The sequence below is a fragment of the Myxococcales bacterium genome, assembly GCA_012517325.1.
GTDB lineage: Bacteria > Lernaellota > Lernaellaia > Lernaellales > Lernaellaceae > JAAYVF01.
In genome coordinates, this window is sequence record JAAYVF010000085.1 from 144,165 (window position 1) to 156,300 (window position 12,136).

At 64.3% G+C, this 12,136-nt stretch carries 8 protein-coding genes and 1 tRNA gene; 5 read left to right on the top strand and 4 right to left on the bottom strand.

Annotation, left to right across the window (positions count from 1 at the left end; all coding sequences use genetic code 11):
* The first annotated feature begins 23 nt into the window (after nt 1-23).
* From GX444_15145 to GX444_15155, 3 genes are read left to right on the top strand one after another with little or no spacing between them, the layout of a single operon-like run.
* Nucleotides 24-1,874, top strand: a complete 1,851-nt coding sequence (locus GX444_15145; protein ID NLH49915.1) for a hypothetical protein — start codon at nt 24-26, stop codon at nt 1,872-1,874.
* Nucleotides 1,875-3,425 carry a class I SAM-dependent methyltransferase gene (locus GX444_15150; protein ID NLH49916.1) on the top strand — a complete coding sequence of 517 codons (1,551 nt, stop codon included), beginning with the start codon at nt 1,875-1,877 and terminating at the stop codon, nt 3,423-3,425.
* A gap of 19 nt (nt 3,426-3,444) precedes the next feature.
* A complete protein-coding gene (locus GX444_15155; protein ID NLH49917.1) occupies nt 3,445-5,019 on the top strand; it encodes a hypothetical protein in 1,575 nt (524 codons plus the stop codon).
* A 3-nt stretch (nt 5,020-5,022) separates the two neighbouring features.
* Here GX444_15155 and GX444_15160 read toward each other — a convergent pair whose 3' ends face one another.
* Nucleotides 5,023-6,855, bottom strand: a complete 1,833-nt coding sequence (locus GX444_15160; protein ID NLH49918.1) for a hypothetical protein — start codon at nt 6,853-6,855, stop codon at nt 5,023-5,025.
* 98 nt (nt 6,856-6,953) lie between these two features.
* Nucleotides 6,954-8,885 carry a hypothetical protein gene (locus GX444_15165; protein NLH49919.1) on the bottom strand — a complete coding sequence of 644 codons (1,932 nt, stop codon included), beginning with the start codon at nt 8,883-8,885 and terminating at the stop codon, nt 6,954-6,956.
* Between the two features lie 214 nt (nt 8,886-9,099).
* Here GX444_15165 and GX444_15170 point away from each other — a divergent pair, with 214 nt between their 5' ends.
* Both GX444_15170 and GX444_15175 read left to right on the top strand, forming a co-directional pair.
* Complete coding sequence (locus GX444_15170; GenBank protein NLH49920.1) at nt 9,100-9,504, top strand: hypothetical protein; 405 nt, start codon at nt 9,100-9,102, stop codon at nt 9,502-9,504.
* Between the two features lie 6 nt (nt 9,505-9,510).
* Complete coding sequence (locus tag GX444_15175) at nt 9,511-9,861, top strand: hypothetical protein (GenBank protein ID NLH49921.1); 351 nt, start codon at nt 9,511-9,513, stop codon at nt 9,859-9,861.
* A gap of 101 nt (nt 9,862-9,962) precedes the next feature.
* Here GX444_15175 and GX444_15180 read toward each other — a convergent pair.
* Together GX444_15180 and GX444_15185 are read right to left on the bottom strand one after the other, a co-directional pair.
* A tRNA-Thr gene (locus GX444_15180) sits at nt 9,963-10,034 on the bottom strand.
* A gap of 139 nt (nt 10,035-10,173) precedes the next feature.
* On the bottom strand, nt 10,174-11,754 hold the full coding sequence (locus tag GX444_15185) for a hypothetical protein (GenBank protein ID NLH49922.1): 1,581 nt from the start codon (nt 11,752-11,754) through the stop codon (nt 10,174-10,176).
* Nucleotides 11,755-12,136 lie beyond the last annotated feature (382 nt).

Sequence of the window (12,136 nt, forward strand, 5' to 3'; positions counted from 1 at the left end):
CGATTCGGGGCAACCTTGATCAAGTGCACGTTGCCAAACTGCTTTTCGGCTTTTTCAAGGCGCGCAAGACCGGTATCCTGGCCTTCAACGACGGTTTCGACGATCTGATCGTCTACCTGTTCAAGGGCTGTCCGGTGCTGTACGTCCGTGGCCTGTACGATCAGGACGACTTCGCCCAATACCTGTCGCGCTTCGGTTTGATTGCCGCCGAGGAGCTGGAAAAGTTCCGGAAAAAGGCGGAACAGGAAAAAACCACGGCCTTGCGGTTGCTGCTCAATCAACGGGTCGTCGACGAAGCCATGGTGCGGCGGCTGGCCGAGCGGTATTACGAAGTGAACCTGCTCGGGTTGTTTTCGTGGCGCCGCGGCGAGTATCGCTTTTATGAAAAGTCCGGCTTGCCGGGATTCGAGGGCGAAGCCGATCCGTTGCGCACCCTGCGCCGCATCATCGATGGAATCCGGCAGCGCTATCACGCCGGCATGATCGAAACCCGGTTGGAAAAACGGGCGCAGACGCCGCTGAAAATCCAGGCGGATCCGCCGATTCCCCTCGACGAATTGTTGTTGACCGACGACGAACGGCAGATCGCCGCATGGATCGGCGAAGGCGCGACGCTGGCCGAAATCATCGAAAAATCCGCCCTGAAACCGAACGACGCCCGCGCCCTGGTTTTCGCCTTGTTGACCCTCGAAAGCGCGAAATTCGAGTCCAAAGGCAAAACCCGCCGAATTCAGGCGGAAATGCCCGCTCCGGCCGGATCGATCCTCAATCGCTTGTTCCGCCAGGCGGAAGCCAGCGTCGAACGCATTCAGCGCCAGGTCCAAAGCGAGGAAGCGACAAAGCGGCAATTGATCAAGGATCTGGGTGCCGAGCGGGTCGATCTTCAGGAAATATTTCCCGACGAGGGGCCGGAAAGCCCCGCGCCGCCCGCTGACGACGCCACCGCGGAATTGCGCCGCCGCCTGCAACAAAAAATCCAGGAATTGCAGAACACCGTCGCTGCGCTGGAAACCGTGGCGGCGGGCAAAAAATTGACCGCGCCGGAAGAAAAACCGCTGACGAAAAAGGAACAGAGCCTCGCCGATCTGTTGAACGCGAGCATCGACGCCGCGGAAACGACCCGGCAACCGCGCGCGACCATCGTGACCCGCGAGGAGGCGGAACCGGAGGAATTCGCGCCGCTCGAATCCGCGCCTGATGCGGTGACCGGCGGCGCCGAGAATTCTGCGGCGGAGCGGCCGCTCTCCTCGGCGCCGTTTGAAGAGAGCGAAGCGGCCGAATCGCCGGCGGCGGAAGAATGGTCGACGGCGGAAGAACCGCCGGCGGCGGAAGAATGGTCGTCGGCGGAAGAACCGCCGGCGGCGGACGAATGGTCGACGGCGGAAGAGCCGCCGGCCGAGGCGGAGAGCGTCGCGCCGGCCGTCGCCGACGAACCGGCTTTCGCCGACTTGCCGGATTTGCCGGAACCGGAGGCGGAGGCCGCGCCGGAATTTTCTGAAAACGATCCGCCGGTTCAGTTGTTTCAAATGGCGGTCGCGCTGCTCGATCAAGAGGAATGGGAGCGCGCTTATCGGGCGCTGACCATCGCCCTCGAACACGGCTACGACACGCCGGAAGCCACGGTTTATCAAGGGTGGGCTTTCTACAACGCCTTTCCCAACGAGCCGGATCGCTTCATTCAGGCCGCCACGCTGGTGCAGGAAGGCATCGATCAGAACCCCGCCAAGGCGACCGGGTACGTGGTGCTGGGCAAGATGTACTTCGCCGAACGCGACCGCAGCATGGCCGAACTGTATTTCGTCAAGGCGCTCGAAGTCGATCACGACTGCCGCGAGGCCAAGGAATATATCCGCCGGATCTACCAGGAACGGTAGATGCCACTCTTCACTCCCCAGAACGATCGCCAGTTGCAAGGCGAGGTGGCTTTTCGCCGTTTTCACGCCCTGGGCGTCAACGAACAAACCCTGTCGTACATGGAACTGTGCCTGCGGGAACGGCGCGACATTTTCCGGCATCTCGCGCTTGGCGAGCGGCGGTTGACGCCGTTTTTGGAAATTGGCGCGGAGACCGGAGCCAACAGCCTGATTCTGGCGGGCGATTTGCGGGCCGAGGGCATGGCCTTGGACATCAGCCGCGAGGCGCTGGCCGCCATGACGGCCTACGCCGAGCGATTGGCGGTCGATCACCTGCCGCGCCGCGTCTGGGGAGACGCCCACGCACTGCCGCTCCGCAACGAAAGTTTGCCGTTCGCCCTGGCCTGGGGCACCTTGCACCATTTTCCCGATCCGCGGCCGGTGCTGGCCGAACTGCGCCGCGTGCTGACTCCCGGCGGTTGTTTTCTCGTGGGCGACGAACCCGTGCGGCGGCGGCTGTCGCTGCACCTGACCCGGACCCGCGCCCTGCATTCGCTCGGCCCGCTCGCGCGCCGGTTGCTGCGCTGGCACGTGTTGCCCTGGCTGGTCGATATCGACGGCCGCGAGGCTGTGGCCGCCGGGGTCGCGGAAATGCAGTTCAGCCGCCGCGCCTACAAGGACATGCTCGCCGCCGCGTTCGAGGAAGTCGAGATGCAATACGCGCCGTATATCACCGAACGGATTCGCAGCGCCGGCCCGCTGGGCCGCCTGTTGCTGGCGCCGCTCGGCCCGGCGTTGGCCGTCAAGGCCGAGGTGCAGCTCTTCGGCGGCGCAATCGGCGCGTTCTGCCGAAAAAATCCCGAATCGCACGTGCAATGCCTGACCGACGGCCGCGCGGTCGCCGCGCAGCATGCGCCGACCCGCGGCGCGGTCGAGTTCCTGCTGCGCAAACGCCCGGAGCACAATCGCCTGTGGCTCAGCGGCGAAAACATCCATCGCCTGCGGGTGTTCGTCGAGCGCCGGCCGGTCGCGTTGCGCAACCGCGATAACGGCAACGGGCTTTGGTTGGAATTGCCCCCGGCGGCGGTGCCGCGCGGCACCATTCACCTGCGGGTCGACAGCGGCGAGCAGCCGGCGCGGCTGGAACATTTCGTCTTCAGCCGGGACGGCGAAGCGCCGTGGTGGATTCCGATCGGCCGGAATGAACCGCCCGCCGACCGGCTCGACGAGGCGCTGGGCTGTCCTTCTTGCTGGTGGGTGGGCGAGGATTGCCGGCCGGAATTTTGCGGCGGGCGATGCGTCGGCCCGTTTTTCCAGGTGCACGAAGGTCGCGCCGAACCGGTCGATCCCCGCGCGGAGTTGCCGTGGGAACTGGTGCAAAGCTGCCCGGTGCAGGCGATCGATCGACCGCCGCTGACCGCGGACCCGGCCGAGGACGGCCGGATCGCGAGCTATCGCTGCCCGCAATGCGAGCGGGTTTATCCGGTGGAAAACGGGATCGTCGATCTGCGCTCGCCGCGCGCCCGGCGCCTGTTGGCCGGGCCGGACGCGCCGTTTGGCGAAAAAGCTTAAATCGCGGACAATGGCGGCGATGCAAAACACCGTTCCCGACCGCCGTGCGCTGTTAGCCGGCTGGCTGCTCGGCGCTTTCTTGCTGGCGGCGACGCTGGCGGTCCACCTTTACCTCACCGATTCGTCGCCTTTTCTGGACGAGGGTTGCCGCGCCAATACCGGCCGCCTGCTGTCGCACGGCAAGGCGATGTACCGCGATGCCTTCAACGAAACCGGGCCGGGGATCTACTGGGTCACCGCCGGATTGTTCCGGGTGTTCGGCGATCGTTTCACGGTGCTGCGTTACGCGGCGACCGCCGCCATGCTCACGACGCTGCTCCTGCTGCTGGGCCTCGGCCGGCGCTACGGCCGTCCGGCGGCGGGGTTGATCGCCGCCGCCTGTTTCGCGATCTTTCACCTGTTTTTTCTCGGCCGGCTGTGGGAACCCGAAAGCCTGTTGACACCGCTGTTGCTGGCGCCTGTTTATCTGCTGGCCGGGCGGGACGACGAAACGACGCCGCCGCGGTGGAAGTTCCTGCTGGCGGGGCTCGCCTATTTTCTGGCCACCGTCATCAAGCAGACGACCTGGCCGGCGGCTGGCTTGGCGCTCGCCGTTGTTCTCGCCTCCTTTTTGAGGCAAGGGCGAGGACGGGCGCTGACCCGCCTGGGCATGCTCGCGGCCGGTCTGTTCCTGCCCTGGATCGCCTTGCTCGTCATGGCCGTCTGGCAGGGCGAATGGAAGGATCTGCTGGCCGGCTACCTGTTCCCGCTCCGGCGGTTCCAGGTCGGCACCTATTTTTGTCCGCCGAGCGAGGCGGAGTTCTACCTCGAGCTGCCTTTTTGGTGGCTGGCGGCGGCCTCTCTCGCTTATTTGTCGACGCGGCGCGCCGGCCTGACGGCGCTGAACCGCCGCTTGTTGCTGGTTTCGCTGGTCGCCACGATCCTGATGATTTTTCCGGCGATGTTCGCCTATCATTTTTTGCCGCCGCTGGCGCCGGCGGCCATCGGTTTCGGGCTGGCGGTGACGGGCGCCAGGCGGACGGCGCGGCTCGTTTACGGGGCGCCGTTTCTCTTGTTGTGCCTGCCGGCGGCGTGGTTCGCGTCGGCCCAATATCACGGTCGGGTGGGGAAATTCGAAATGCCGCGCTGGCAGGCGGTCGCCGCGCGCGTCGAGTCGCTGACCGCCCCGGACGAGCCGATTTTCGTCTTCCCGCACGATTCGACCTACTACTATCTGACCGGGCGCCAGCCGCCGGGGCGCTACGGCTTTTTAATGCCCTGGACGACGCCGCCCGAGGTGCTCGATGAATTCCTGGCCGAGTTCGCGGCGCGGCCGCCGCGCGCGATCCTTTACACCTATCTCGAAAATTGCACGCCCAGCGGCTGGCATCCGCGCGACTACCTGGAGAAATTTCTGGAAATGCTCGCCGCGCGTTACCGCGTGGCCGAGGTGTTCGACAATCAAGTGGTGTTGCTGACGCCGCGGGAGGCCGCGGCGGATGAAGCCCGTGAAAGCTGCCGCCTGAAAAATCTGTTCGACCGGCGGGAAACCTGCGGCCGGGGGTCGGCGGACGATCTGCGGCGGCGGCTCGACGCGGGTTGTCCGGCCGAATAGGCCTTAAGGCAGATAGCCGCCGCGAATGTAGAGCCCCGCGGCGCCGGCCGCCTCGATCTTCTTGTTGTTCGCGTAATCGTTCAGGCCTTCGTACCAGCGGTAGTAATAGGCCACGCCGCTGTCCTCCTCGGGATTGGAGTAAACGAGCAGCTCGGGCCGGCCGTTGCGGTCGATGTCCCAATCGACCCAGGCGTACAGATTCGTGTCCGCCGTCAGTTGCGTGTCGAACACCACGTCGAAACTCTGGTTGCCGTCGCGCACGTCCACGCGGCCCTGGTAGTCGATGACATCCGCCATTCCCGAGGCGACCTGGTAATTGATCTGTTCGACCAGTTCGTAGGTCTGATCGCGGTCGAGATCGGCCAGCAGCGCCGCGACCGTGCCGTTCACGCCGTAGGTGTTGGACCAGACCGCCTGGCCGTTGGCCGCGTCGATGACCGAAACCTCCCAGGCCGTCAGCGCCTTGCCGGCCGTGATCGGCGTGCCGACGACCGCGACGTATTCGAGCCCCGCTTCGCCGTCCAGATCGACCGGCCCCAGCAGGTTGTCGGCGGTGAGGCGCGTCACCACGTCGAGCTTGCCGCCGGCGGCGATCGGCCATTCCAGCACGGGTTGATAATCCGCTCCGGCCTCGTACCAGCGCATCCAACCGGCGGTGTCGCCGGACGGCGTGGCGCGCACCCACAGCTCGGGCAAGCCGTTGCGGTTCATGTCGTAGCCGCCGCGCGCCGACAAGGTCGCGTCGGTCACTTCCTGGGTGTTGAAGACGATGATGAAGTCCTCGTTGCCGTCGCGCACATCGACCTGGCCGGAGGTTTTGTCGGTGCCGGAGAAATTGGCCGTTTCGATGATTTCGTACGTGCCGTCGGCGTCCAGGTCGGCGACGGTGAAGTTCATGTAGGCGCCGCTGGGCATGTTGTAAGTGGCGGTCCAGACGGCGGCGTCGTCGTCCGCCCGACGGACGCGCACGTCGTAGTTGTAACTGGTTTTTTGGTCGGCCGCCGTGAAATAGGTTTCGTAATAAAGGTATTCCGCCGCGCTGCTGCCGTCGAAAGCCACCGGCGTTTTGAGCGAGTCGACGCTGCCGACCTTCACGTCGATGATGCTCTCGATGCCGCCGGCCAACTCTTTGACCGTCGCGTAGTCGTCATTCCCGTCGTACCAGCGGATCCAACCGGACTGCCCGGAACCGTAGGAGGGGTTGGCCTTGACCATCAGTTCGGGCCTACCGTCGGCGTCGATGTCCCAATCGCCTTCGGCGTACAATGAAACGTCGGCGAACAGGCCGGTATCCAAGACGGTTTCGAAGCCCTCGTTGCCGTCCTTCACCATCAGTTCGCCGCCGGTCGGATTGTAGTAGATGAAATTCTCGATGACCTCGAAGGTGCCGTCGCCGTCCAGGTCGGCCAGCGAAAAGATCATCGACCCGTTGCCGACGTCGTAACCCTGTTCCCACACCACCGAGTCGTCGGCCGCGCGGCGCACCTGCACCGTGTAATGATAGGCGGCGTTGGGGAACGAGCCGGACACCGTGTAATCGTAGTAGAGGTATTCATAGCCCGGTTCGCCGTCCAGGTCGATCGAGCCGTAATAGTTGCCGGTCAGGTCGTCGTTGTCGTCGTTATCGTCATTGTCATCGTTGTCGTCGTTGTCGTCGTTGTCGTCATTGTCGTCATTGTCGTCGTTGTCGTTGTCGTCGTTGTCATCGTTGTCGTCGTCATCGTCATCGGCGGGAGAGGCGTCATCGTTATCGTCGTCGTCGGGGATCAGGCAACTCAGGTTGCAACCGGCGAGCGGCAGCGCGAGCAGCAGCAAGAGGAAAAACGTCGCTTTCACGGTAGGACTCCTTCCGAAACGGGCCTGACACCATTGTTAGGAGAAACCCCGGCGGGTGTCAAATTATTCCATTAAATCAACCGAAACCCCCATATCGTCTATTGCACTTCCACCCAATCGACCAGCACGGATTTCGGCGTGTGATCGGCGCCGCCGATTTTGACGGCCGGGTCGAAGGTCGGGGCGGCGGTCAGGGTCAGTTCTCCGAAGGAATCCGGAGCGAGTTTTTGCGGTAGCGGCGCTTCCAGCGTTTCGGGCGCGGCGCTTTGTATGCTGAATTCGGCCAGCGGCGTGCCGTTCCAGGCCAGTTGCAGCCGCACCGGCCGGCCGTCGTGAAATGTCGGCGGATACTGCACCCGCAGGCGAACGGTCGCGGCGCCCGCGACGGCATGCAGATCGACCGTGGCCCGGTCGCCCAGCCACGCCCAGGGCTCCTGCACGTGGGTCCAGGCGCCGCCCAGTTGCAGCCGGTCGAAATCGTCGGCGCCGAAATCGACGCGCGGTGCGAAGTGCGAACCGACGGCCCGCCGCGCCGTTTCGCGGTCGCGCCAATAAACGCGCACCGGAACGCGAAACATCGCCTCCAGATCGTAATTCGGATCGGCCAGCAGTTCGCGATCCAGCAGCGCGCGCACCTCGCCGCGCGGGTCGTACATTTGCTCGAAGTGAGCCAGCGCCCAGTAGCGTTCGAAACCGCCGCGCCGGATCTCCGCCAGCCGCGCCGCCACCGTCGCCGGCGGATCGAGCCGGAAGAAATCACGCCGGTTCGCGCCGGACAGCGACCGGATCGGCGGGTCGCGCCACGACATTTTCTCGGCGTAATAGCGCCAGGGGCCGCTCTGGTAGTCGTTGATCGCCAGCACGACGTTGCTGTCGCCCGCTTCCTGCAAATAGTCGACCAGTCCCCGCCAATCCTCGCGCTGATAACGCGGATCGGTGCGCTGCGCCCAATTGCTGCCGACCATCATGAGACACGCGGCCAACAGGGCGAGCGCCCCCAACGGCTTCCGCCACGATTGCAGCGAGTCCGCCCCCGCCGCCAGGACGATGAACCAGAGCGGCAGAAACGGCAGGAAGTAGCGGTGGCCGTAAACCGGCAGGAACAGCGAGGCGATCAGCACGATTCCGACCGGCCAGAAAAAGCCGGCGGCCGCCGACCGCGCCCAGGCTTCGCGGCGCCGCAGCCCGGCGATCAACAGGGCCCAGAAAGGCGCCAACAGCGGCAGGAACAAAACCCGCCGCCACCCGCCCGGATCGAGATAGAGCCGCGCGTCCGCCTGGCCGACGGTCAGGTAACCGGTCAGGTCGAACAGCGTCTCCAGGATGTTTTGCGATGGCCGGAAGCGATACGTGCCGGCGTGGAACTGATAGGCGATCATGGCGATCCAGGGCAGAAACAGCAAGCCGGTGCGCAGCAGCGGGCCGCGCAGGCCGGGCAGCGCCGGCCGGTCGCGCGACAACCGCCGCCGCCAGACGAAAAGCACGAGCGGCAGCAGCAACAGGTAATAATGCGTGTAAAATCCAAGCGCCAGCGTGACCGCCAGAACGTTGCGGTGGAGGCGGCTCGGCGTTTCGAAATAGCGCCCCGCGGCGAGCAGCGTCCCGAGCGCCAGACAGCCCGCCAGCGTGTGATAGCGCACCTCGTGCGACAGATAGACGGCCAGGGGGGAAAGGGCGACCAGCAATGTGGCGAGCAGGCCGATTCGCGGCCCGCCCAGGCGGCGGCCGAGTCGCCAGGTCAGGACGATCATCCCCAGGCCGGCGAGGGCCGGCAACAGGCGCACGACCGCTTCCGCATCGCCTAGCCGCAGCCAGAAATGCAGCAGAACATAGAAGAGCGGCGGGTTCACGTCGGCCACCGCGATGCTCACGATCACCTGCAGGAGGCTGTCGACCCGCGCGACGAGAATCGCGGCGATCTCGTCGGTCCAGAGGCTTTCGGCGGCCAGGCCGGTCAGTCGCAAATAGGCGCCCAGACCGAAAACGAGCAGGAACAACAATGGTTCGCGGCGATCGGCGACGGCAGGCATCCGGCGGGCCTCATTTTGGTTTTTCATAGCCTATACTACAGAAAATGCATTGTCAAATTATTGAAAATAAATGAATGATAATAATGATTTATAAATATTTTTGACGCAGTGCAACATTTCATTTGACGGTTATGACGCACCGTGTTATATTTTGCCCGCAACTGAATGAGATTTACCCAAAAGCCCAGGCTTTTTTTACTCAAGGAGGGTGGTCATGGTCGAAAAAGCGAAAAAAATGATTCCCGATTTCATCAAAGACGGTTTGAACAGCGTCGCCGAGCCGCTCGGCAAGGCCGAAAAAGCGATCGAGGCCGCGCGCGACCGGTTGGTCGAGAACGCCGGTAAGCTCGACAGCGGCGAGATCAAGAAGGTGTTTGACGATCTGCTGAAAAAGGTGCAAAAAGCACGCGGCGAAGTGGAAGGCTATCTGACTTCCGGCATGAACAAGACGTGGCAGGCGCTCAATCTGCCGACCCGCGACGAACTCGAAGTGGTCAAAGCCGACGTCGCCCGGTTGTCGAAAGACCTGAAGGCGCTGAACAAGCCGATCAAGGCCGCGGCCAAGAAGGCCCCGGCGAAAAAAGCGGCGGTGAAAAAAGGCAAGAAGAAGGGCAAGTAAATCCCGATGACCGATTCCAAACCGCATCTGGTTTCGTTGGTCCCGGACGTGCTCAAGGAGCTGCTGGGAGAAGCGCAGAACGCCTTGAGCCGCACGGAAACGCAGATCGGCTCGTTCATCGGCCACCTGGCCGACAAGGGGTCGATCACGCCCGAGGAAGCGGTCCGCTTCGGCGCGTCGTTTCACGAGCGGGCGAAAAAGAGCCGCGAGGACATGAGCCGGTTCGTCGATCTGCGCTTCGCGCTGGTCACCCGCGCGTTGCAGATTCCGACCCGCGAGGAAGTCGACGGCTTGCGCGAACGCATCCGACGGCTGCAACGGCGGGTGGAATCCCTGGCGGCCCGTCTGCGGCCCTAGCCATCACGAAGAGGCAAACGAAGATCCACGCCCGGCCACTCGGCCGGGCATTTTTTTATGGTCGCCGGCAATAAAAAACCCGCCTCGGGGGCGGGTGAATGAGCCTTCGACCGGGATTGAACCGGTGACCCCCTCCTTACCAAGGAGGTGCTCTACCACTGAGCTACGAAGGCGCGAGCAGACGCAGATCATAGCGATTCGGAAATTTAATGCAAGCCCCTTTTTCGGCGTTTTCGGAAGGTGCAAAAGTGCATTTTTCGGGCGTTTTATTGGCAAAACGGGCCGATTTGTCCGGTTTGTTTTTCGCCGCGATCACTTCGGCGCCGCAGGCGGATCGCGCCGCCGGTAGAGGTCGAGCACGATCGGTCCCTTGCCGGCCGGCGGCAGGTCGGCGGTCAAAAACGCCGTCCGGTCGGGCGCGGTCGCCACGAGCGCCGCTTCGCGGTCGTACGCCTCGGCCAGCAGGAAATTCAAGCCTGCCAACAGGTCGAGCGACGAGTTTTTCTCGAGCGTAAGCGAAGTGCTCAGGTTCATCCAGACGAGGTAACGCGGTTTTTCCCGTTCGAGATCGTTCCACACCCGGCGCTGCAAATCGGCGGCCAGCGGTGTCGGTGCGGTCAGCGGCGCGTAAAAGAGAAGCGGCGAAGCGTGCCGGCGCCGGGCATGGAACAGGAATTCGGGCTCCGACCCGACGATGTAGATCGTTTCGTCCGGCCGGGTGTGCCGCGCCAGGTATTCGCCGATCAGCGGCGCTTCCGGAAAAGGATTCAGGCCGAACAGGGTGCGCGTGAGCCGCGGCCCCTGGGCGATGAGCGGCAAATCGGTCAGCGTTGGATAAACCGCGAGCAGCGCGACGCCCAGCGCGCCGGCCGCGAAGACGACCGGCCGCCGGCCCTTTTCCTCCAGCCGCCGCCAAACGGCGTCGGCGCCCACCGCGGCCGCCAGGCACAGCGGCGGCAACCACTGCTGCCAGTAATGCGGCGTGAACCGGCCCGACGCGGCGACGCCCAGCAACGCCGAAAACAACCAGGTGGCCGCAAACCAGTCGAAGCGCCGCCGCCGCCGCAGAAAAACAACCAGTCCGGCCAGCGCGGCCAGCCAGACGAACCCGTCGCGCATTAAAAGGTCGCGCTTCCCGATTTCGTAAAGCAGCGATCCCAGCCGTTGCGCGGCGGTCAGCCGGCCCGCGTAACCGAAATTGTAGCCGAACGACCAGAAGGCCATTTCGCGGCCCACGCCCTGTAGCGCGAAGTACGACCAGACGGCGACGATGACGAAAACAAAACCCGACAAGGCGACCGCCGCGCGAACGATTCGCCGGCGAAGCGTTTCCTCTCCCCACAACAGCAGAATCGCCAGCGGCAGGCCTTCGGTCAGCGCCACCGGTTTGAACAGCGCCGCGATGCCCAGCAGTCCGCCGGCGGCGAAGGCACTGGCGAAACCCGGCGCGTCCGCCAGCCGAAAGGCCGCCAGTATGGCCACGACCAGGTACATTTCGGCGTTCGCCGAAAAGCCGAAATAGGCGGGGGCGACTTGCGCGAGCGCCAGCATGGCCGCGGCCAGGCCGGCGACGCGCTCGCCGAACCGGCGCCGGATCAGACCGAACAGGAGCAACCCCGACAGCAGCGTCGTCGCGATCAGGGTCGCATGAATGGCGACAACGCTACGGTGCGCGGCCAGCGCCAGGGCATAAACGGCGAAGACGCCGGGCGGCTTGGAATCGACGGTGTCGTGATAGGGCGTTTCGCCGGCCAGCCAGCGATCGGCGATGTACGCGTAGCCGCCCTCGTCGCGTTCCAACGGCAGGTCGATCAGCCACAGCCGGATGGCGACGGCCGCGACGGTCGCCGCGACGGCGAGCATCAGCCAGGGGCGACGGCGGCGCTCGTTCATCGCGGCGCGTCCCGGTGTGATCGGCATTCGGCGGTCGGTCGTGACAAAAGGTTTTCTCCGGCATCGGGTGCGACTCATCCTCGCCTACCGACCGCGCGAAATCAAGAAAGTCGGTTCGCCCTCACCCCGGCTTCGCCGACCCTCTCCCGCGCGCAGCGCGCAGGCGAAGGAAAAGGCCTAAGGGTTTGGCTTCCTTCTTCCACGCTCCTAACGTGGGAGAAGGGTTGGGGATGAGGGCTTCTTCATACTGACCCCCTTTGAAGGCGAGACACCTGATAGAGTGATGTTGGGTCGTGTTGCGGTTGCGACGGACGGAGGCCGGAGGCCGACGGGAGCCGCAACCGCGACGGCCGCACCACCCGGGGGTATCGATGTCCAAGGA

What these genes read in the sequence shown, in the direction of transcription:
- GX444_15150 (NLH49916.1), top strand. Translation starts at nt 1,875, where the DNA reads ATGCCACTCTTCACTCCCCAGAACGATCGCCAGTTGCAAGGCGAGGTG.
- GX444_15155 (NLH49917.1), top strand. Translation starts at nt 3,445, where the DNA reads ATGCAAAACACCGTTCCCGACCGCCGTGCGCTGTTAGCCGGCTGGCTG.
- GX444_15165 (NLH49919.1), bottom strand. Translation starts at nt 8,885, where the DNA reads ATGCCTGCCGTCGCCGATCGCCGCGAACCATTGTTGTTCCTGCTCGTT.
- GX444_15170 (NLH49920.1), top strand. Translation starts at nt 9,100, where the DNA reads ATGGTCGAAAAAGCGAAAAAAATGATTCCCGATTTCATCAAAGACGGT.
- GX444_15175 (NLH49921.1), top strand. Translation starts at nt 9,511, where the DNA reads ATGACCGATTCCAAACCGCATCTGGTTTCGTTGGTCCCGGACGTGCTC.
- GX444_15185 (NLH49922.1), bottom strand. Translation starts at nt 11,754, where the DNA reads ATGAACGAGCGCCGCCGTCGCCCCTGGCTGATGCTCGCCGTCGCGGCG.